The organism is Algoriphagus sp. 4150 (assembly GCF_031457395.1).
Taxonomy (GTDB): domain Bacteria; phylum Bacteroidota; class Bacteroidia; order Cytophagales; family Cyclobacteriaceae; genus Algoriphagus.
Map to the genome: position 1 here is coordinate 54,325 of NZ_JAVDWS010000022.1, position 23,284 is coordinate 77,608.

General features: G+C 43.9%; 11 protein-coding genes. 10 read left to right on the forward strand and 1 reads right to left on the reverse strand.

Annotation, left to right across the window (positions count from 1 at the left end):
- Positions 1 to 19: 19 nt before the first annotated feature.
- The 10 genes from J2X69_RS20905 to J2X69_RS20950 all read left to right on the forward strand — a co-directional run bounded on the left by J2X69_RS20905 (position 20) and on the right by J2X69_RS20950 (position 22,177).
- Positions 20 to 2,104 carry an alpha-L-fucosidase gene (locus tag J2X69_RS20905; protein ID WP_310107727.1) on the forward strand — a complete coding sequence of 695 codons (2,085 nt, stop codon included), beginning with the start codon at positions 20 to 22 and terminating at the stop codon, positions 2,102 to 2,104.
- 755 nt (positions 2,105 to 2,859) lie between these two features.
- Complete coding sequence (locus tag J2X69_RS20910; protein WP_310107730.1) at positions 2,860 to 6,855, forward strand: two-component regulator propeller domain-containing protein; 3,996 nt, start codon at positions 2,860 to 2,862, stop codon at positions 6,853 to 6,855.
- 399 nt (positions 6,856 to 7,254) lie between these two features.
- Complete coding sequence (locus tag J2X69_RS20915; RefSeq protein WP_310107732.1) at positions 7,255 to 10,425, forward strand: TonB-dependent receptor; 3,171 nt, start codon at positions 7,255 to 7,257, stop codon at positions 10,423 to 10,425.
- 104 nt (positions 10,426 to 10,529) lie between these two features.
- Complete coding sequence (locus J2X69_RS20920) at positions 10,530 to 12,125, forward strand: RagB/SusD family nutrient uptake outer membrane protein (RefSeq protein ID WP_310107733.1); 1,596 nt, start codon at positions 10,530 to 10,532, stop codon at positions 12,123 to 12,125.
- A 111-nt stretch (positions 12,126 to 12,236) separates the two neighbouring features.
- Complete coding sequence (locus J2X69_RS20925; protein ID WP_310107735.1) at positions 12,237 to 13,448, forward strand: glycan-binding surface protein; 1,212 nt, start codon at positions 12,237 to 12,239, stop codon at positions 13,446 to 13,448.
- 348 nt (positions 13,449 to 13,796) lie between these two features.
- On the forward strand, positions 13,797 to 17,480 hold the full coding sequence (locus J2X69_RS20930) for a PA14 domain-containing protein (protein ID WP_310107737.1): 3,684 nt from the start codon (positions 13,797 to 13,799) through the stop codon (positions 17,478 to 17,480).
- A gap of 210 nt (positions 17,481 to 17,690) precedes the next feature.
- Positions 17,691 to 17,930: a hypothetical protein gene (locus J2X69_RS20935; RefSeq protein ID WP_310107739.1), complete on the forward strand. Its 240-nt coding sequence runs from the start codon at positions 17,691 to 17,693 to the stop codon at positions 17,928 to 17,930.
- Positions 17,931 to 17,978: 48 nt separating this feature from the next.
- Positions 17,979 to 19,433, forward strand: coding sequence for a cellulase family glycosylhydrolase (locus J2X69_RS20940; protein ID WP_310107742.1), 1,455 nt, complete (start codon positions 17,979 to 17,981; stop codon positions 19,431 to 19,433).
- Positions 19,434 to 19,632: 199 nt separating this feature from the next.
- Complete coding sequence (locus J2X69_RS20945) at positions 19,633 to 21,429, forward strand: glycoside hydrolase family 2 TIM barrel-domain containing protein (RefSeq protein ID WP_310107744.1); 1,797 nt, start codon at positions 19,633 to 19,635, stop codon at positions 21,427 to 21,429.
- Between the two features lie 277 nt (positions 21,430 to 21,706).
- Positions 21,707 to 22,177 carry an OsmC family protein gene (locus J2X69_RS20950; protein WP_310107746.1) on the forward strand — a complete coding sequence of 157 codons (471 nt, stop codon included), beginning with the start codon at positions 21,707 to 21,709 and terminating at the stop codon, positions 22,175 to 22,177.
- Between the two features lie 102 nt (positions 22,178 to 22,279).
- On the opposite strand, the gene J2X69_RS20955 is transcribed toward J2X69_RS20950, so the two are convergent.
- Positions 22,280 to 23,281: an aldo/keto reductase gene (locus tag J2X69_RS20955; protein WP_310107748.1), complete on the reverse strand. Its 1,002-nt coding sequence runs from the start codon at positions 23,279 to 23,281 to the stop codon at positions 22,280 to 22,282.
- Between the last annotated feature and the right edge of the window lie 3 nt (positions 23,282 to 23,284).

Sequence of the window (23,284 nt, forward strand, 5' to 3'; positions counted from 1 at the left end):
GTTTTTAAAACACCATAAGATGAGTTTTGTCAAATCCAGTTTCTATCTGTTTCTATTCCTTCTTGTATTGAGCTCCTGTAAAGAGGTGAACGTCCCCGAGCCGGTAGGCCCCCTTCCCTCCGAAAATCAGATGAGATGGCAGGAGATGGAATATTATGCATTCGTCCATTTCTCAGTCAATACATACACGGATATGTCCTGGGGATTTGGAGATGAGGATCCTGCGATATTCAACCCGGAGAAGCTGGATGTAAGGCAGTGGGCGAGGATTGCCAAGGAAGCCGGGATGAAGGGGATTATCCTTACGGCCAAGCACCATAGTGGATTTTGTCTATGGCCATCGGAATACACAGATTATTCCGTCAAAAACTCTCCCTATAAGAACGGCAAAGGTGATTTAGTACGTGAAATGGCAGAAGCCTGCAAGGAGTATGGACTTAAACTCGGTATTTATCTTTCTCCTTGGGATAGAAATTATGCGGAATACGGCAGCCCGGAATACATCACCTATTTTAGAAACCAGCTTACGGAACTGCTGACCAACTATGGTGAGATTTTCGAGGTATGGTTTGACGGAGCACATGGTGGATCGGGGTATTATGGAGGAGCGAACGAGACCCGCAAGATTGACAGAAATACCTATTACGACTGGCAAAACACCTATGCGCTGGTACGTAAGCTACAGCCTAATATAGTGATCTGGAATGATGGTGGTGATAGAGCGGACTTGCGCTGGGTAGGCACCGAAGCGGGATATGTAGGGGAGACTAATTGGAGTTTATTAAATGCCACAGGGGATGTGCCTGAGGACATGTTACGTCATGGAGTGGAAGATGGGGATTCTTGGGTTCCGGCAGAGGTAAATACCTCCATACGTCCGGAATGGTTTTATCACCCCAAAGAAGACAGTAAAGTAAAAACCTTGCCTGAGCTCATGGATACGTATTATCATTCCATCGGCCGTAACGGTACGTTGCTGTTGAATTTCCCGATAATGCCCAATGGATTGATCCATGAAAAAGACGAGAAAGCGGTATTGGAATTTGCGGATGCGGTAAAGGAAGCATTTACCAATAATTTGGCGGAAAATGCAAAGACAGAGGCAAGCAACGTACGTGGAAACAGTTCTGCTTATTCTGCTGACAAAGCCATCGACGGCAATACAACTTCTTACTGGACTACGGATGACGGGGTTTCTACCGGCTCGTTGACTGTCACTTTTGAAAAGCCCACAAGCTTTAACAGGTTTTTGGTGCAGGAATATATCAGGTTGGGCCAGCGGGTGAAGACCTTTACACTTGAAGCACTCGTCGACGGAAATTGGAAAGAGCTGGCTTCAGAGACGACTATTGGATACAAGAGGATTTTACGTTTTCCTACTGTAGAAGCCACCAAAATAAGACTGAATATTACAGCATCCAAGAGCAGTCCCTTGATATCTACCCTAGGTGTGTACAATGCGTCACAAATTCTGACTGCTCCTATCATCAACAGAAACCAATCCGGTGAGGTAATCATCACCCCCGGAGATCCCGAGTCCGAAATCTATTACACTCTGGATGGTACCAATCCCACCCCGGCATCATCCCTGTACACAAGCCCCGTCAGTACCGATGATGGCAAAGTGGTAGTAAAGGCTATGGCCTATAACTCCAAAACGCAAAAAAGCAGTCCGGAAACTGAGGAGAAATTCGATATTTCCAGAAGTAACTGGAAAGTAGTAGGAATCGAAGATGCAGAGGTAAATAGGGTTATCGACGGAAATATGGGGTCATCCTGGTATCAGGACAAAAATACAAGTCTGCCCAAAAGTATTGTGATCGATTTAGGGAAGGAGGAGAATCTGGTAGGGTTCAGTTATTTGCCTGATCAAAACTGGTGGGGTGACGGTATCATCACGGATTTCCGGTTTTATGTATCTCAGAATGGAAGCCAGTGGCAACTGGCGGATCAGGGTGAATTTTCTAATATCAAGAATAACCCGTTAAAACAAGTCAGGTCATTTAAGGCAGTGAAAGCACGGTACATCAAATTGGAAGCGTTGAAAAATACCAATGACAACAATACGGTCGGATACGCTGAAATAGATGTGATTACGCAGTAACTGAATATCGGGGTTGGAGTAGTTGGTAGAAAAGATGGAGGTATTGATGTTCCGAATACGGAATATGTTCTTTGTCCGGATGCAGAATAGCCCCAAAGCAACAGATAGGATTAGCTTTTTTCATACAGCACCATGGAAGAACAGCAATCATAGCACCATGGGTTTGACTTAGTCTTATTGTTTACGATGTCAGTTTTTTTAGTTCTTCGTCAGCCTGTTATTTAGGCTAGAGCTTCAATTTCTTGATGCTCTAGCCTTTTTTGGATCCAAATCCTTTCTAAACTGAAAAAAAGTACCCATTTCGTTGATAAGGATACATATTTATACCTTATTGAACACATAACACACCTCCCCTAAAGCATGTTATTGGGATATTTAGCCGAAATTTATCGGATAGTATGAAGCCCAGAGCCTTTTCAGTCCAATATTCAGGGGGAGTAGCAGAAAGCAATGCTGTAAATAGTCACCTCTTTTGGTTCACATACAGAGAAATTGGTATAATTGGCATAAAGAAGTATATGACAAAGGCTGATTGAGCTGTTTGAAATGTCTGTAAACTAGCTTGATGCCTGATAATCATCGATTATTTTCTATGTGTTTATAATTTGTTTTTAAGAGGCTCCACGTGGCTGCCGTACTTTAGGCAAATCTATGGTTGATAATCATCCCTCTGAGTGTAGCTTGCATCATGCCCACCTGACAGTAGGCAGGCTCGATTCATCTTGTATTTTCCAATTATCCTATAGCAGTTAAGTATGAAGTGGTTAGTTCCTGTTTTAAGTGTTTTAATACTGGTTCATTTTTTCTCCATAAGGGCGGTAGGGCAGCGGCATTATCAATTTCAACACCTCACGACTAAAGAAGGACTTTCCAACAGTAATGTCAGCGCTGTTTTAAAGGATAGCTACGGTTTTTTATGGATTGGAATGGAGTATGGACTAAACCGTTACGATGGCTATGGGTTTAAAAGCTACAGTGCTGAACTGGGGGCATCCAATAACCGCCTATTGAATAATGTAATGGGATTGCAGGAAGATGGGTTGGGGAATATCTGGATCAGTAGTTTTTCTTATCTGGTGTACAACCGTAGCAAGGATAATTTTATTACTGACGTGCCTGAATTTTTGCGGGAATTGGGAATACTCGTCGACGGGGATTTTCATGTATATGTAGATAAAAAAAAGGACATATGGGTGCTGGATAAGCAGAAGATGCATCATTACAACACACGTACAGAAACCGTGAGTGTTATCAATTTGAATGTGCAGTTAGAGGAAATGGCTTCTGTACGCTTAAGTGACGATGGAGAATATTTATATGGAGTTTTAAGGCCGGGAATGCTGTGGCAAATGCATAAGCATTCGGGTAATCAGCAACTACACAGATTAGATGATATAGAGCAGCCCGAACAGTACAACAAAGTATATGCGGATAGTCGTAGTGGGTTATGGCTCTTTTCCGGCAAATCCGGTCTGATATATTACCGGAAGAACCCGAAAGCAGGTTGGGAGAAGTTATTGATGAGTTCAAATGGCAAAGGGACTAGCAACAGGGTATTGGATATTCTGGATGATGAGAGTGGCCATGTATGGATAGGAACCGATCATAACGGATTATTTATATACGATAGAGCGGGCGGGAACCTTACCAATCTACTGGAGGATTATGGGAATAAAACATCAATTTCATCCAATAATGTGGTGCACATTTACAGAGATGACAGTGGCATTATGTGGATTGCACATAATAAAAAAGGCATATCCTATTATCATGACAGTTTTAACAGTATCATAAGTGCTGACCATCCCGAATGTAGGGATGTCAGTGCAATTCTCGAAGATAGGAATGGAAATATTTGGTTAGGGACTGATGGGAACGGATTATTGTTAAAAGAGAATACCGTTGATGGAAAAATCAGGAAGCTGCCAGTAGGTAACAGTACAGCCATTGTTTCTTTATTGGAAGACAGCAAAGGCAGAGTATGGATCGGAACGTATTTGGAAGGGCTTATTTGTTACGAAAATGGAAGGTTTAGCCAGTACACAACCAGAAATAGTGGATTGGCTTCAAATAACATTTGGGACTTGGCGGAAGATCGGTACGGGAATGTATGGATTGGTACTTTGGAAGGGGGGATACAATATATCCGTAAGGACATAGTAGGATTGGATTCTCTTGAAACTGTCTGTGAGTGGATGAAGCATCCACTTGATATGTATTATGACGGTGGGGATAAGCTATACGTTGGGACCGTCTATGGGCTCTATGTAGTGGATATTATATCCGGTAGCTGCTCTATTCTTGTGGGGAATTCGCAGGGAACCCAGAATTTCAACCAAATGATAATATCCAATGTATACAAAGCTGAAAATGGTAATATTTTGCTGGGACATCCAAGAGGAGTTACCCTTTGGGATGTAAAAAAAGATACGCTTTATTTCATAGATGAGAATAGTGGTCTTGCGGATAATAACGTTCGAGGTATCATTGAAGATGATAATCATAACATATGGGTAACTACAAGCAATGGTCTCTCAGTTCTTTCCACAGAGCGTGACAGCCAGGATTATCTTAGGATTAGTAGCAGAAATTTTTCTACCAAAGATGGGTTCAATAATAACTATTTTAACAATCGCTCTATATATAAACTCCGCAACCGTGACATTCTTGTTGGTGGAACAGAGGGCTTTACCATTGTCAATCCAAACAAAATCGTAGAAAAAAAACAACCTCTGGCCAAAGTGAGTTTTACAGGCTTGAGTGTAGGGAATAGCAGTGTTAAAGTGGATTCTCTGTACAATGGTCATAAATTGCTGATGCGTCCTATGGAGCAAACGGACTCCCTGACTTTTCGGCATAATGATAGGATGATTGCATTGCAGTTTACTACAGGTGATTTGCTGTATGCGGATAAGGTAAGATACTCCTATAGACTGGAGGGGTTCAGTCAGGAATGGATTACTATACAGGAAAACAAGGTCATGTTTTCTTCATTGGCACCGGGCAGTTATAAGCTTTATGTCAAAGCCAGTAATAGTGACGGAGTTTGGAATGACGTGCCGACGGTTTTGAGTATTACAGTCACTCCTCCTTTCTATTTGTCAAGTTGGGCAATTGCTTTATATATAGTCTTCGCTATCAGTCTCATCTCCTATGTAATATACCGTACGCGGAATCATCAGCGTACCAGACTTGAGCAGCAAAAGATTCACCTGGAACGAGAACAGGAGGTTAATCTCAATGAAATGAAACTGAAGTTTTTTACCAATGTCAGTCATGATTTGAGGACTCCCCTGACACTCATCACCACACCCTTGCAGGCAATTCTTGAAGGGGATCTGGAAGATGGGTTCCGTCAAAAACTGAATATAATCAACAAGAATGCAGGACAATTATTGAGGTTGATAAATTCTTTGTTGGACTTCCGTAAGTTGGATGCAAAGGCTGAATCCTTGAATTTGAGACAGGGGGATTTTATTGGCTTTATAAGGAATATATGTTTACCCTTTTATAATTATGCCATTGACCGACAGATGAGCTTTGTATTCACTTGTGAAACGGAATGCCTTCTGATGGAGTTTGATCCGGCAAAGGTTCAGAAGATTATGCTCAACCTACTTTCCAACGCCTTTAAGTTCACCCAAAGTGGAGAAGCAGTTGAAGTGCATGTTTGCGGGCAGGACGATTTTGTGTTTGTAAATGTTTCAGACTCAGGACAAGGAGTTGCAGATAAGGACAAGGCGTATATATTTGAACGGTTTTATCAGGCCTCCCAGGCACATGATAATTTAGGCAGTGGAATCGGCCTTCATATCGTTAGTGAATACGTGCATATGCATGGGGGTATCATTGAAGTGAAAGATAATGAGCCTAGGGGTTCTATATTCACTTTCAGACTGCCGATAATCGAAACGGGAGAGGTAGAAGGGCTGGAACCTGAAGATGAATCAAGCGATGGATTTGCTGAGGATATAGATGAACAGGTTTTTCCTTCTAAACCTGTATTGCTTTTTGTTGATGACAATTTAGACCTCTGTGAGTTTATGGCAGGTAGTCTGTCGGATGAGTTTACCGTTATACTGGCTAATAACGGGAAACAGGCAATAGAACAACTTGAAGTAAATGATGTTCGCGTGGTAGTGAGTGATGTCATGATGCCTGTGATGTCAGGAATAGAACTTTGCCATCAAATAAAAACAAATATACATTGGTCTCATATCCCGGTTATTCTGTTAACCGCCCGGACAGCTGAAGAATACCAGATTGAGGGATTGGAAATGGGAGCAGATGATTATCTCACCAAACCTTTCAATTTTAACCTATTGAAATTACGGATTCGTAAATTTTTGGAATGGACAGAATTGAGCCATATTACATTTAGTCAGAAAATGGATGTTTCTCCCAGCGAGATAACCATCACTTCTCTGGATCAAAAACTGATCGAAAAAGCCATTAAAGTAGTGGAGGAGCATATCAGTGAGCCGGAGTTTTCTGTGGAGGATCTTGGAAGCGAGGTAGGGTTGAGTAGAAGTCATTTATACAAGAAATTGATGAACATCACAGGAAAAGGGCCGGCAGAGTTTATCCGTACCATTCGCCTAAAGCGAGGCAGACAATTGCTGGAGCAAAACCAGATGCAAATTGCGGAAGTTGCCTATAGTGTTGGCTTCAACTCCCCCAAAAGGTTCACTATAAATTTCAAAAACGAATTCGGTATTCTGCCCTCAGATTATGTGCGTAGTATAAAGTAATCTGGTCCTAAAATAAAACCACTCAGCTAAGCTGCTGCACTTTGTCTCGACCGTGTTTTCTAGGGGATATTTTTTAAGCGTGGGGGCTTAAAGGATTGAGTGTCCGGATTAGAACTAATTATTTGACAGACTTACCTGCCGGAGGCCGGGGAGTCTTAGCCCCCGGCTCATTTTCATGCGAGCCCTTTTGGAGAAATTCTGTCTCATAGGTGTATGAGCCAATTTTATGAATGATTTTTTGTGATGAGCCAACTATTTATACTGGATAAGGCAAGATAAAACATCAAAGCACCTTATTGAAAACATGGCGAACCCTCCTCTGAAATTAGGATTCCTACATTTCGCTGTCAATCGACCGATAAAATGGTCGAATTAACAATAACCTAAAATAATCTATTTATGAAGTTAAAAACGTGTACAAGCTTTAAGTGGCCTGGTACAAGGTTAAGGTATGGCCTTAGTTTTATCCTAATGTGCTTTTGGTCAACGACCATTTTTGGACAGACCATCCAAGTATCAGGTGTAGTGAAATCGGAGCAGGACAAGGAGGTCCTTCCGGGAGTGAATGTTGTTGTGAAAGGAACGACCCATGGTACCGTTACCGATTTGGACGGGAGCTATTCCCTCGAAGTTCCTTCTTCTGAAGCAGTTTTGGTTTTTAGTTTTATCGGATTTACTAATGAAGAAGTCCGTGTGGGAAGCCAAAGTGTCATCAACGCGGTTCTGAAGTCGGATTTTAATTCGTTGGATGAGGTGGTAGTGATTGGATATGGGACTACAAGGAGACAGGATGTCACAGGATCTATCTCTTCGGTTTCCGGTGACGATATTCGCAGAACCAGTCCTGTCACTATAGATCAGGCGCTGCAGGGGAAGGTTCCCGGAGTTGTTGTACAGCAGGCATCAGGACAGCCCGGTGGAGCGGTCAATGTGCAGGTAAGGGGGGTGACTTTCAATAATTCAGCTCCTTTATATGTGATTGATGGGATTATTATGGGGGGGATGGCGACCTTGGGTTCCGGTACCAATCCTTTGGCCGGAATCAACCCGAATGAGATTGAGTCCATCGACGTGTTAAAAGATGCCTCCGCTACGGCCATATATGGTTCTCAAGCTACCAACGGGGCTATTGTTATCACAACCAAAAGAGGTAGTGATGCAGCTCCCAGTATCAATTACGAGTTCAGTACCGGTTTTCAGCAACTTCCCCGTCGGCTTCCGCTTATGAATTTGCGGGAATATGCCTCTTTTATTAATGAGCGGAACACGGGATTAGGATGGGGATTCGATGAAAGACCTGAGTTTGTAAACCCCGAATACTTGGGTAAAGGAACAGATTGGCAGGGTGAGTTATTTAGAAACGCCCCCATGACCAATCATGCCCTTACGTTGAGCGGAGGTGATAAAAGGACGCAATATCTACTTTCAGCGTCTTACTTCAATCAGGAAGGTATAGCCCTGGGGTCTGATTTTACAAGAGCATCCCTGAGACTTAATCTAGACAATAAGGCAACAGACTGGCTGAAAATCGGGACAAGTCTTCAGTTGGCAAATATCAATGAAAATGTCACTTCTACCGGTTCGAGCGTCGTAAGAACGGCTCTTAGTCAGACTCCGGATATAGCTGTATCAAATCCGGATGGAAGCTGGGGTGGTGCTTTTAACCCCAATGGTTGGGTCAATAATACTGTAAACCCTTATGCAATTGCGCTTATCAATAAGGATAATGTTAGGAGAAACCAATTATTTGGCAACTTATATGCCGAGGTTAATTTATTGAAAGATTTGGTGTATAGGAGTGAGGTGACAGGCAGTTTTTCTATGGCCACACAGGATCAGTTTTTCCCTACTTACGAAATGGGGCTTGTGGTAAGAACGATCAACGAAGCTACTTACAGATTCTCGCAAAACTTCTATTCCACTGTACGGAATTACATCACCTACTCCCGAATGTTGGGTGATAGATACAATTTGAACGTGATGACAGGCCACGAGGCGCAGCTGAGCAAATCAGAGAACGTATTCGCAAGCCGTACCAACTTTCCTTCAAATAATGTGCAGACCATCAGTGCCGGTGACCCACTCACGGCTATGAATTCCGGAGTGAAAAACCATAATTCCCAAGAGTCATATTTTGGCAGGGTAAATCTTGGCATAGATGATAAATATCTCTTGACCGGTAATGTGCGGGCAGACGGATCCTCAAAGTTTGCTGCAGGAAATAGATGGGTAACTACCTATTCCGGAGCTATAGCCTGGAAAATTCATAATGAGAACTTCCTCAAGAATGTTAAAGACATGAATGAGTTGAAGCTAAGAGTAGGTTATGGTTTGACAAACAACCAGAATATTCCTGATTACCGCTATACTTCCGGCTTGGGCACTGTTACCACCGGTTTATCCGGAGTATCCCAAATCGTTCGTAACATGGGCAATCCCTTCGTAGAATGGGAAAGGACAAAGTATAGCAATATCGGTCTTGACGGAACATTCTTTAACTGGCGTATAAACTTCTCGGTAGATATCTATGACAGAAATGTTGACGGTCTTTTGATGCAGGTTCCGTTACCGATGTACTCGGGTACAGGTATAGGGTATTCCCCCGGTTCAATACAATCCCCTTGGGTAAACGTTGGAGAAGTCAACAACAGAGGAATTGACTTTAGAATTAGTACAAAAAACATAAGAAATAAAAATTTCATCTGGTCCACTGACCTTACGGTGTCACGCAACGTCAACAAAGTGGTAAGGCTTATTACTGATGATGCTGCGTTGACAGGTCAGTTCAGCAGAACTCCGGTAGGAAGATCTATTGGTGAATTTTATGGTTATGTCACTGAAGGGGTTTTTGCCACGGCAAGTGATTTTGAGACAAATGCTATCCCAGTGAGAAACGGTGCGCCACTTCCAATAGGTGCTGCCGGAGGAAGCATCTGGTTCGGTGATCTGATGTTTAGGGATTTCAATGGTGATGGGATCATCGATGAAAGAGACCAAACCTATCTGGGCTCACCTATTCCTAAGTTTCAAGTGGGCCTCAACAACTCGTTTTCCTACAAGAATCTTGACTTGAATGTGTTCCTCAGTGCGAATTATGGGAATAAGGTTTTCAACCAGTTGCGTGTCAACGGGGAGTATCCGGGAACCAGTTTCGGCTACCTGAGATCATTGAATAATTATGCCAGACTTGAACTGATAGATCCCGAAGGATCAGCTACTGATATCAACAACGTATTTGTATCCAATCCTGATACCAAAATTGTAGGTATCAGAAATGACAATACAAACGAGAATAATAGAACATCTGACAAATTTGTCGAAGATGGATCCTTTATCAGATGTAGGACTATCTCATTAGGTTATACTCTGCCGGAAAGACTCACTCAGAAAGCACGGATAAATGCGCTTAGAGTTTATGTAAATGTCAACAACGCGTTTCTTATAACGAATTATAAGGGTATGGATCCTGAAATCGGATCTTGGGATCCCCTGAATGCAGGTGTGGATAACGGTTTTTACCCCCAGGCCCGAGTGTTTACAGTAGGTGCCAATGTTACCTTGAACAAATAAAATGCTGAACCATGAAATCGAGCATGTCCCCCTAGATCAGACACAGGGATGATGATAATGCATGCGAGATTCCATGTGGCCATTGAAAATCAAATTATAAACACATGAAATCGAAAAATATATTAATCTATTTCTTTCTCGTAATTGCAGGACTCTCAGTATCCTGCAGTGAGGACTTTTTGGATCGACCTCCATTGTCAGAGATAAGCACTGAAAACTTCTATCAGACTACCGATGACTTGAGATTGGCTACCGCCGCACTATACGGAGGAGGACCTTGGGCTGAATGGAATTATTCGTGTTACTTGCCTGTAGGCGAGGTTCTTAGCGGTAATATGGCCGTAGGGTATTGGGGTGATGCTGTTCAGCTAAATACATTCTCCATCACCGGATTGAATGGGATTATGGTTGCAAACTGGAGGGCTATGTACAGGATCATTGCCCACTGCAATACAACTATCAATGCCATCACAGATAAAGCGCCTGCGACTATACCTGAAGAAGACAAGAATGCGGCCATTGCAGAAGCGAAGTTTATAAGAGGATTTGCATACTATAACCTGGCGTTGCTATGGGGAGATGTTCCGATTATAGAAGATAATACCAAGTTGGTAACTTCCCCTCTGGTTCCCAGATACCAGGTTAACGATGTATATCAGTTTGTAGTGAATGACCTGACTTATGCAGCCGAAAACCTTCCCCTTTCAGATGCCAAAGGAAGGCTTACCACCTGGTCCGCACAAGGGATGTTGGCTAAGGCATATCTGACCTGGGCCGGTTTAAATTCGAAAGGACTTGGACAGCGTGATCAGGAACTACTTGACATGGCCAAGCTGTATGCAGGCAATGTATGTAACGAAAGCGGACTGACATTGTTGGACAACTATGAAAATCTGTTTAGAACGGAGTTTAATGATAACCGGGAATCATTATTTGCACTGCAATGGTCTCCGGGTCTTGGTTGGATGGAAGGCAACATGCTTCAGATATATTCTCCGGGTGGCGCAGAAATATCAGCCAATGGGCAACCGGGTTGGTTTGGTATCCGGCCTACCATGAATATGTTCGAGTTGTACACTCCGGAGGATAGCATCAGGCGCAAGGCTACTTTTATGCTGAGGGGGGATTATTATCCTGAGCTGAATGCGGCGGGAGGTGGTTATACTTTCAATAATGATTCCGGTTTGAAGAAGCATATTGTGGGTACCAATGTCGACAACAAAGCACCTACAATGACATCGAACTCTTCTCCGCAGCACAATTCTTTATTGAGGCTGGCAGATGTGTATCTGATATATGCAGAAGCCATCTTGGGCGACAATGCCGTCACATCAGATGCGAATGCGTTGTTTTACTTCAATGAAGTGCGCAGAAGGGCAGGGCTTACTGCCGTTACCTCGATTGATGCTGACATGTTGATGAATGAAAGGAGAATTGAGCTGGCCGGTGAAAGTCATTTTTGGGATGATCTGGTAAGGCTTTCTTACTATAATTCGCCAAAGGCTATCGGCATCCTCAATAACCAGCAACGAGTAGCCTTTGAATATGACGAAAATGGGGTCGTAACACCAAATGACCCTTTCGGAGACATAACCCCGGCGAACGCCAATACCTTTACTTTCCCACTGCCTTCAATCGAGGTGACCGCCAATCCCAAATTGATGGAGCCCCCGTTACCATATCCATTTGAAGATAAGTAATAACAATCATGAAATCGAGCATGACACAAGAGTCACACACTGGGATGATTATAATGCATGCGAGATTCCATGTGGCCAATAGAAAACAATTATAAACACATGAAAAAGACTATGTCAAAATATATAAATCGATTGCTGCTGGCTTGTGCGGCAGTAATGATGACCCTGATGTTTTCCTGTGAGCAGGAAGACTCCGTGCCGGCGCCGCTTATTACGAGTGTTAGAAATTATGAAGCGGCTCCCAACGACACATTAATCACTGAAATAGTTACCGGTCAGTGGGTGGTAATACATGGAAAGAACTTAGCCCAGGTTGCCCAGGTGACTTTTGGTGGTGTCCAGGCAAACATCAACCAAACCCTTTTGACTGATGGAAATATAGTGGTTCAGATACCTTCTATTCCGTTCCAGTCGGTGCCCTTAGAAGAACTGAGTAAAGTAACAGTTGTAAGCGCGGGAGGATCTTCTACCTATTCGATTGACTTTGTCATTGACACACCCTTGATCACACGAGTATCATACGAACTCCCGAGTGAGGGTGACTCGGTGTACATTTATGGCAGCAATTTCTTTTACGTAGAAGAGGTGACTTTTGCCGGTGCGACGATTTCGGAATACAGACTATCGGATAATGGTACATCAATTGGGTTTAAGACCCCGGCACTCAATCAAAGTGGGCCGGTAACGGTAGAAACCGGTTCAGGATCCTATACTACTTCTCTCAACGTCAATGATCCCACAGGTATGCTTTGTGACTTCGATGGTGTAAATACGTACAGCTGGGGAGCGAATATAAGCAATAACAGCACCATCTTTCCGAGCAATAGGGGCGATTTTGCAGTTTTGGAAAACAATGGTCTAAATGCAGGTAATTCCAGTTGGTGGGAAGGAGGGAGAAGTATTAATACCGAAGCAGTCCAGTGGGTTCCGGAGGATAAGTTGGAGGATCCTGTTGACGATTATGCTTTTAAATTTGAGATCAATGTACCTGGGCAATGGAATGGAACGTCTCTAATCATTTTAAAAGATTTCAATTGGGATTACGTGGCACGCTACGAACCTTGGAATCTTGGAAGTAATAGAACTGCACCATTCACTACAAAGGGCAATTGGATCACAGTAACCATCCCATTTTCAGAATTCCGTAATAAACCCAATGGAGGAAAAGATGGGGCAGGCGAATCAGTTGGAAGTTTAAAAGACTTACTGGGAGACTCTGGCAGCGGAAGTATCAATATCTTCTCGGTCAATGATTCCAGTGAAGCTGCAGCCCCTATGAATATTGCTATAGATAATATCAGAGTAGTGAAAATAGCTGAATGATCTTAGAGCTTGTTTAAATCATGTCGATTTCGGCTTCAAAAACAAAACTTAAGCAAGCTCTTACTTTCTGATTTCTAAAAATCATCCCTTTTCCCTCCTTTTTTAGTGGGGGATTGGGGTGGTTTTTTTGAAGCCCTTCAAGAACTCTATCGAAATAATAGTTAGTGATAGACTGGAGGTTTTAACTAATGAGACGCCTCTAGGAGGGGAAATAAAGACATTTAATTAATAGTCACTTCCTTTTGGAAGCAGATTGGAGACAGATAGGGGGTGGTTGGATATAAGTTCAATCACCCCTTGTTTTTTATATCGCCTTTAGAGTTTGATTAACAATTAACCCAAAATACAATGAAAATAAATCTACCTATTACCCTCCGGCAGATGCCGTTTGGGCTTTATGGCCGTGGACTTTTATTGTCCACTTTCGTATTCGCAAAATTCAGGCAAAAGTTACTCGCCTTCCTCTGCTTGTTTGTCGTAATTTTTACTTTTCAGGGCTATCAAGCGGAAGCCCAGACAGCGGAAGATTACAATTGGAATAATGTAGCCATTGGCGGCGGAGGATTTGTTTCCGCTATAATCCCGAGCAAGACTGAGCAAAACCTGGTCTATGCCCGGACCGATGTGGGAGGAGCCTACAGATGGGATGCTCCAACCAATAGTTGGATCTCTTTGACGGACTGGGTTTCTGAAGATCAGGTAGGGTTTTTGGGCGTTGAATCCCTGGCATTGGATCCTAATAACCCCGGCAGACTGTACATGCTTGTAGGTATCAGCTACTTTAATAATGGTAGGACCGCAATCCTTCGCTCAGACGATTACGGGAATTCGTTTACCGTTACTGAAGTAACATCCCAGTTTCGTGCCCACGGAAATGGTATGGGGAGGCAATCCGGGGAGAAACTGGTTGTAGATTCCCACAACAGCAATATACTGTATTGTGGAACCCGGTCGAACGGCCTGTTTAAGAGTACAAATGCGGGATCAAGCTGGAGCAGGGTATCTTCCTTAAATGTAACCACCACACCGAATGAGAACGGGATAAGCTTTGTGGTATTAGACCCGTCAAGCAATTCGGGAGGGAATACCCAGAGGATCTTTGTAGGGGTCTCGCGCTCGGGAAGTGAGGGACCAAATTTTTACAGAAGTGATGATGGAGGGCAATCATTTACTGCTGTGTCAGGAGCACCTGCTGATTTTATGCCCCACCGTGCCACTTTGGCCAGTAATGGTGACCTCTATATCACTTATGGAAACGGAGCCGGACCACACGGCAATTCGGCAGGCTCTGAGCCCATGGACAATGGAGGGATCTGGAAGTACAGCTTTGCCTCAGGGGCATGGACAAACATTACTCCCCCGGGTTCCAACAGAGCTTTTGGAGGAATAAGTGTTGATCCCAACAACCCCAACAGGATTGTGGCATCAACCATCAACACCTATTGGAGTCAATACATTAATACGAATACCGGAAATAACGTATGGGGCGACAGGATCTACTTGAGCGCAAACGGCGGTTCAAGCTGGGTAGATGTGGTAGATCGGGGATTTAATCTGGATACTGATGGCATCACCTGGATTTACGGAAAATCCATCCATTGGGCCGGTTCAATAGAATTCGACCCTTTCAATACGCAAAAAGTTTGGATCACTTCGGGCAATGGGATATTCGTGAATGAAAACATCAATACTAATGATACCTGGAGGTTTACGGTTAGAGGACTTGAAGAAACCGTGCCTCTTGGTATAGAAAGTATTCCCAATGGCCCGGTAGTTTCTGTCATCGGTGACTATGACGGATTCAGACACACCAACATTGATCAATACGCGCCGATCCATACCCCGAATATTGGGACCACCACAGGATTGTCGGTAGCAGCCCAGAATACAAACAAAGTTGTCCGTGTTGGCAATTCCATGTATCATTCCACCGACATGGGGCTTACTTGGGTTCAGAACAACATGAACGGTACCCAGGGTAAAGTGGCCTTATCTGCGAATGGCAATATCCTGTTACATTCTCCTCGGCAATCATCGACCACTTACCGGTCAACCAATAACGGATCATCCTGGTCGACGGTAAGCGGATTGAATATCAATGAGGCACTGCCGGTCGGCGACCCGGTCAATTCCAATAAGTTTTATGCGTACAACCCTGAAAATGGGGCAGTCATGGTAAGTACCAATGGTGGGTCATCATTTTCCCAGGCAAGTACGGTAGGTAGCTGGGGCTCAAAAGTGATCCGGCTGGCTCCCGGTATGGAAGGCCATGTCTGGATAGCATTGAACAATGGGGGGCTGGCACGCTCGACCAATTCGGGTCAATCCTTTTCGACCGTAAGTGGTGTCAGCAATTGCAGAGCTGTTGGCTTTGGAATAGCAGCTCTGGGAGCAGATTATCCGGCTATCTATATATGGGGTACAATTAACAATGTCAGAGGTGCTTATCGCTCTACAGATCAGGGTGCATCCTGGACCCGAATCAATAAGGATGATCTCCAATATGGAGGTCCCGGAAATGGGGAGTTCATCCAGGGCGATATGAATGTCTTCGGAAGGGTATATATGAGTACGGCAGGCCGTGGTATCGTATATGGAGAACCTGCTGCTGTATGCACGCCTACGACGGTCACCCCGTACGTACAGATCAATGGCGGTGACTGGCAACAGACAGCCAATGCTTCTGTAACGGTAGGTGGCAGTGTACAGTTTGGTCCCCAGCCTGCCCAGGGAGGATCATGGAGTTGGAGCGGGCCTAATGGATTTAGCGCTTCTACCCGTGAGCTCTCTATTTCCAATATCCAAACCAATCAGGCAGGGAGCTATGAAGCTACCTACACCAACAGCCTAGGATGTCAAAGCGTGCAGGTTTTTGATGTCACGGTAGCAGGAGGTTCGGGTTCTATCTTGAGAGAGTATTGGACAGGAATAAGTGGGGCTAGTATCAGCAGCTTAACTTCCAATGCCAATTATCCCAATAACCCCACAGGCAGTGAGCTGATCTCAAGCCTTGAAGGTCCCACAAACTGGGCCGATAATTATGGTGCCAGGATACGCGGGTATATTCATCCCGCTGCTACAGGAAGTTATACCTTTTGGGTGGCTGGAGACGACAACGCCGATTTATACCTGAGTACTAACGATAATCCTGACAATAGCTCAAGGATAGCCTTCGTAGATGGATGGACCAGTCCTGGGGAATGGAATAAATACAGTACCCAGCAGTCTGCTGCCGTAAATCTTACAGCAGGTCAGAAGTATTATATCGAAGTACTTCATAAAGAAAGCGGAGGAGGGGATAATGTTGCAGTGGCCTGGGAAGGTCCGGGGATTTCCCAAGAAGTAATAGGTGGTAGCTATCTCTCCCCTTTTGATCCCAATGCGATTACAGTAAGAGCCAGGGGAATACAAGGTGATGAATCTATAGACTTGCGGGTAAATGGCAACACGGTCGCTACCTGGACACTTACTACTTCGTATGCCGATTACACGGCTTCAGGTAGTGGGACAGTAGAGATCCATTATACCAATGACAATGGCCCCAGGAATGTACAGATAGATTATGTCATCATTGACGGGATCACCTATCAATCGGAAGACCAGGAAATCAATACGGGGGTATGGCAAAATACCTGTGGTGGGTCGTTTAGCGAATGGTTGAATTGTAACGGTTTTATCAGATACATCACGGCCGGCAATCCTTCGGCAAGACTCCTCAGTTCAAATGAATTTGAAGAACTAAGCATATTTGATTCGAATATACCTGCCATTTCAAAAGAGGCGGATAGTATTGCAGATGAAGTTGTCATATATCCAAATCCTGCCCACGGAGGGAAATTTTCAATGGTATTGCCAATGTCTTTACAGACTGCAGTCATCACTGTATATGATACCCATGGCAGATTGCTACACCGGGAAATTACAGAAGGGTATGAGATACTGGAATTTGATCAGTTCCTGAGACCAGGAGTTTACTTGGTCAATGTACGTTCCGGTCAGTCTTATATAACCAAGAAGTTAATCATTAACTAAAACTCCTACACCTTCCGGGTTTTGGTAATAATCATCCAGGATAAAACATCAAACCCCCTTATTGAACACATAGCATCCCCTGTCCAAGTAAGGTTGTCAATACCTTAGTATGTTAGTTGTAAAGCCGCGGCGTCAGGCCCAGAGTGCAAAAGTTCCAAAATAGAAGGGAACCGTATTCGGATCAGTTTTGCCCATACAGGATCAGGACTTTTGGTCAAAGACGGAAATGAAGTGACAGGTTTTGCGGTAGCCGGGGATGACCGGCAATTTCATTGGGCTAAGGCTGTCATTGAGGGGAGTGAAGTGGTAGTGTATTCGGAAGAGGTGGACAATCCGGTGGTCGTTCGTTATGCCTGGGCTGACAATCCTACATGTAACCTGATAAATTCCGAAGGCTTGCCTGCTGTTCCATTTAGAACGGATAATTGGAAGGGGATAACGCAGAAATAGGATTTATAAGAAAGCAAATAATAAACTCAATAACCAAAATAACCTAAAATGAAGAAAATGAAATTGACCGGGGTACTGGCAGTACTATTCGGAATGATGGTACTTGTCTCTTGTGGAGAAGAGGGTGTGATAGACCCAGTGCTTAACGTTTCCGTGAATAAGTTGGAGTTTGATGAAGAAGGAGGGGATATGGAAATCTCAATAACCAGTACCAATGAATGGATTATCAGCAATCAGGCCTCATCTTGGTTACAGTTAAGCCACACTGCAGGCAATAGTGGAAGTACTTCTATTCAAATAGCTGCTGTTCCCAATGCCACCGGACTAACTCGATCCACCGTATTGAATATTACCTCGCCAAACGGCCAGGACAGGAGGATTACCGTTTCGCAGATTTCCACGCTATATCCATCCTACAATACCTCTCCGCTGCCTCCCGATGCAACGGGAATGAGCAGCAATGCAGTAGAGCTTGCCGCTAAGATGAAGTTGGGCTGGAACATCGGAAATACCATGGAAGCCCCCGGTGGGGAAGATGGTTGGGGTAATCCCATGATTACTGAAGAGTATGTAAAGTTTGTAAAGCAACAGGGATTTAATGCGATTCGCCTTCCTGTAGCCTGGGACTGGCACCATATTGTGGATAGGAATACTGCAAAGATTGACCCTGTCTGGATGGACAGGGTGAAAGAAGTGGTGGGGTACTGCGTAAACAATGATATGTATGTGTTGCTCAATATCCACTGGGATGGTGGCTGGCTGGAAAACAATGTCACCCCAGCCAAGAAGGATTCGGTGAATGCCAAACAAAAAGCGTATTGGGAGCAAATCGCCACGGCAATGCGGGATTTTGACGAGCACCTGATGTTTGCCGGCGCCAATGAACCCAACGTCCATGATGCAGTACAGATGGAGGTACTTCATTCCTACCACCAGACCTTCGTCAATGCTGTCCGGGCTACGGGTGGGCGAAACAGCTACAGGGTACTCGTGATTCAGGGTCCTGATACCAATATTGAAAAGAGCCATGAGATGATGAATATGCCTACAGATGAGATTGAAGGGCGTATGATGGCTGAGCTACATTATTACACTCCGTCCCAATTCTGTATCCTGGCAGAAGACGTAAGTTGGGGAAATATGGTCTATTACTGGGGAAATGGGTATCATTCAACCATTGAACCGGACCGTAATGCCACCTATGGAGAGGAAGATGATGTGGTTAAATCTTTCGGTTTGGCAAAGCAGAAGTTCGTGGACAAAGGAATCCCGGTAATCCTGGGCGAGTATGGGGCGTACAGGCGCAACAATACGCAACATGTACCACTGGATCTGGAGACCCACAATAACTCTGTGGATCATTGGATCAGGTATGTGACAAAAAAGGCAATCGAAAATGGTTTAATCCCATTTTGGTGGGATACAGGTGGAGCATTGGACAGACGACTTAATACGGTGAAAGAGCAACGCACGATTGACAATATTGTTGAAGGCGGTAAATGAGAATGGGCTGCCCAATTGTCCCGACTGATCAGGGCAATTGGGCGCTTATCCAAGACTGAAATACCGGGAATTATAAACACTTAAAATGCGCATGTGGAAGGCGATACACAAAGGGATGATTATCCAATATGCGAGATTCCATCCCGTTTCCTTCGTCACGGGACAGGCTATCTGACCTCTTAAAACAAAATATAAACACATGAAATACTTTAATACAATGATAACAAGATGGATATTGGTTTTTGGAGCCTTTATCCTATTAGGAAACGATATCTGCGCGCAGACCGCAATGGTTAATATCCAATCCAGGAAGTTGACGAGCCTGAACGGGGAGTGGAAGGCAATAATAGACCCTTCCAATACAGGTGAATATCTGCAGCTATGGACGGAGAAAAAACCTGTAAAAAAGACAGATTTTTATGAGTACTCCTTTGAAGAGGCTCCGGTATTGAATGTGCCCGGAGACTTTAATTCCCAGATGAGCGAGTTGACCTATTTCGAAGGGACAGTCTGGTACAAAAAGCAGTTTAATTATTCGATTGCTGAAGGAAAAAGGTTGTTTATCCATTTTGGGGCAGTTAATTATCTGGCTGACGTGTACCTGAACGGCGAAAAAATCGGTAGCCATGAAGGCGGTTTTACCCCTTTTCAGTTTGAAATTACCGACAAAATCAAGGATGGAGATAATACCGTTATTGTGAAGGTCAACAATAACCGTAAAGGAAACGGCCTCCCGGGCTATGGGTATGATTGGTTTAACTATGGAGGTATTACCCGTGACGTGGATTTAATTGAAACAGACAACACCTTTATTGAAGATTATTTCATACAGTTAAAAAAAGGAAGTCTTAATACCGTCTTAGGGTGGGTTAAGATGAATGGAGCCGGTGAAAAACAAGACATTGAGATCGAAGTTCCCGAACTAAATTTGCGCTATAAAGCAAGAACAGATGATGAGGGCTTTGCTCACGTGGAATTTGAGTCGGAGTTTGAACTTTGGTCACCCGAAAACCCCAAACTTTATAGCGTAACTGTTAAAAGTGACACGGATTTTTTGGTTGACACTATAGGATTCAGAAGTATAGAAGTGCAGGGTAATCAGATCTTGCTAAACCGTAAGCCGATATTCCTAAAGGCTGTCAATATCCATGAGGAGAATCCTCACAGAATGAGTAGAGCGTATTCAAGCGAAGATGCTAAGCTGTTGCTTAATTCGGCAAAAGAACTGGGATGTAATCTTGTCCGTCTGGCCCACTATCCTCATAGTGAAAACATGGTGAAGGAAGCCGAGCGATTGGGAATCATGGTTTGGGATGAGCTGCCTGTGTATCAGCATATCCAGTTTTCCGATAGTCTTATGCCGGCGAAATTGGAGCAAATGCTTCAAGAAATGGTTGGTCGTGACAAAAACCGTTGTGGGGTCGTCGTTTGGGCACTTTCGAACGAAACATACCCCACTACACCCAATAGGGATGATAGGCTTGCCGAACTTACACAAAAGTGCAGAGATTTGGATTCTGCACGCTTGATTACCCACGTAATCAATACACAAGGCTACGAGAACAATACTGTGAATGTATGGGATTCCCTTTACATCCATTCTGATATTATCGCACTCAACGAGTATTTTGGATGGTATTTGCCGTGGCAAGGTAAACCGTCAGAAACAAAATGGAACATTAGTTTTCCTGATAAGCCGGTATTTATTTCTGAATTTGGTGGTGAAGCCGTGTACGGAAATAGTGATGGGCCAACAGATGAAGCCGCTTATTGGACGGAGGAATATCAAGAGAAAATCTACGTTGACCAGATTGAGATGTTCAATTCAGTTCCCAACTTGGTAGGAGTGTGTCCATGGCTTTTGTTTGATTACAGATCCCTGGGACGGATGCATTCAGTCTATCAAAAGGGGTACAACAGAAAAGGGCTGATATCTGAAAAAGGAGGGAAAAAGAAAGCTTGGTATGTCATAAAGGAGTATTTTGAGGGCAAATAAGAAATGATTGGTAATCTGGACGGAGGAGAGGTTTTATCCATCCACCGGCCTCCGTCCGATAATATACCATATACCAAAATCGAAAACAGACAAGTAGATCAATTTGGGTTTATTATATGAAATCGAGCCTGCCCCGACTGTTCGGGGTGGCCATTGAAAGACAAATTATAAACACATGAAATCGAGCATGATCCCGTACGCAAGGGAACACACATAAGCATGATTATACACACTGCGCGAGATTCCATGTGGCCATTGAAAGACAAATTATAAACACATGAAAGGGCAACATCACTACACAGCGACTATAAAATGGACGGGAAACAAAGGAACAGGAACTGACAATTATAGAAATTACGATAGAAGCCATCAGATACTCGTAGAAAACAAACCTGGAATTTTAGGTTCTTCTGATCCGGCATTTCGTGGCGACAAAACCAAACATAATCCGGAGGACCTTTTAGTTTCCTCTTTGTCTTCCTGCCATATGCTCTGGTATTTGCATTTATGTTCGGAAGCAGGTGTCATTGTGGTGGATTATATAGACAGTGCGACCGGAATAATGAGTGAAACTTCAACCAGTGGTGGACAATTCACCGAAGTGACTCTTAATCCTGTCGTAACTGTGGCGGAAAATTCTATGATTGATAAAGCAAACGAATTACACAGAAAAGCAAACGAACTCTGTTTTATTGCAAATTCCGTGAATTTTCCGGTTAGACATAATCCGACCGCCAAAACCTTATAGCATTGAAACTAAGTGGACTAAAAACGAGTGACTAATGGTGTCTTGGTTTTTTCTCAAAGTCAAGTTACTGCTCCTGATTAAAGGGCTGATATTTTAGCGGGGTCAGTGATTGACCATTTTCATTGCCCCTTCGCTATACCGCTCGCCAATTATGGGATAGCGCTTGATTAGCCCGTTAATTGTTGTGAGATCAGCATTCGTCAGGTTCACTTCAATCGCACCTACATTCTCTTCCAGGTATTTCCTTTTTTTGGTGCCGGGAATAGGAATGATGTCTTCGCCTTGTGCCAATACCCAAGCTAGGGCGAGCTGTGCAGGAGTGCAGTTCTTATTGTCGGCAAAGGCGGAAAACTCCACTATGAGCTTATTGTTGTTGCTAATATTTTCCTGCTGATAGCGTGGCAGACTTCTCCTGAAGTCGTCTTCGGCAAGGGTATTCACATCAAGTGTATTGGTGACCAGACCCCGCGCCAAAGGAGAATAAGGGATCAGTGAAATGCCAAGTTCCCGGGTGGTCTGCAATATCCCATTTTCCACATCTTTAGTAAGTAGCGAGTACTCACTTTGCAGTGCTGCAATCGGATGAACGGCATGGGCTTTTCTTAATGAAGTGGCAGAAGCCTCACTAAGTCCTAGGTAGCGTACCTTTCCCTCTTTTACCAAATCGGCCATCGCACCGACAGTTTCCTCGATCGGGATGTTTGGGTCAACCCGATGGGCATAGTAAAGATCGATGGTGTCGATCTTCAGACGCTTTAAGCTCTGCTCTACGGCTACCTTAATCCAGGCAGGAGAACCGTCAAAGTAGGTTCCTACAGCGTTGCTGGCTCTGGCCATTCCATCCTTAAAACGGAACCCGAATTTCGTGGCGATGAATACCTTGTCTCGATTAGGTACCAGTATTTTAGAGATCAGTTCTTCATTCGCTCCGTTTGCATACATATCCGCGGTGTCCCAAAAGTTGATGCCCAGATCAAGTGCTTTCTCCAGTGTAGCCAAACTTTCTTTGTTGTCTGTGGGGCCATAGGCGAAGCTCATACCCATGCAGCCCAAGCCAAGTGAAGATAGCTGCTCGTCGGTTGTTCCAAGTTTTCTATATTTCATAGT

What these genes read in the sequence shown, in the direction of transcription:
- J2X69_RS20905 (WP_310107727.1), top strand. Translation starts at nt 20, where the DNA reads ATGAGTTTTGTCAAATCCAGTTTCTATCTGTTTCTATTCCTTCTTGTA.
- J2X69_RS20945 (WP_310107744.1), top strand. Translation starts at nt 19,633, where the DNA reads ATGAAATACTTTAATACAATGATAACAAGATGGATATTGGTTTTTGGA.
- J2X69_RS20955 (WP_310107748.1), bottom strand. Translation starts at nt 23,281, where the DNA reads ATGAAATATAGAAAACTTGGAACAACCGACGAGCAGCTATCTTCACTT.
- J2X69_RS20940 (WP_310107742.1), top strand. Translation starts at nt 17,979, where the DNA reads ATGAAGAAAATGAAATTGACCGGGGTACTGGCAGTACTATTCGGAATG.
- J2X69_RS20920 (WP_310107733.1), top strand. Translation starts at nt 10,530, where the DNA reads ATGAAATCGAAAAATATATTAATCTATTTCTTTCTCGTAATTGCAGGA.
- J2X69_RS20910 (WP_310107730.1), top strand. Translation starts at nt 2,860, where the DNA reads ATGAAGTGGTTAGTTCCTGTTTTAAGTGTTTTAATACTGGTTCATTTT.
- J2X69_RS20925 (WP_310107735.1), top strand. Translation starts at nt 12,237, where the DNA reads ATGTCAAAATATATAAATCGATTGCTGCTGGCTTGTGCGGCAGTAATG.
- J2X69_RS20950 (WP_310107746.1), top strand. Translation starts at nt 21,707, where the DNA reads ATGAAAGGGCAACATCACTACACAGCGACTATAAAATGGACGGGAAAC.
- J2X69_RS20930 (WP_310107737.1), top strand. Translation starts at nt 13,797, where the DNA reads ATGAAAATAAATCTACCTATTACCCTCCGGCAGATGCCGTTTGGGCTT.
- J2X69_RS20915 (WP_310107732.1), top strand. Translation starts at nt 7,255, where the DNA reads ATGAAGTTAAAAACGTGTACAAGCTTTAAGTGGCCTGGTACAAGGTTA.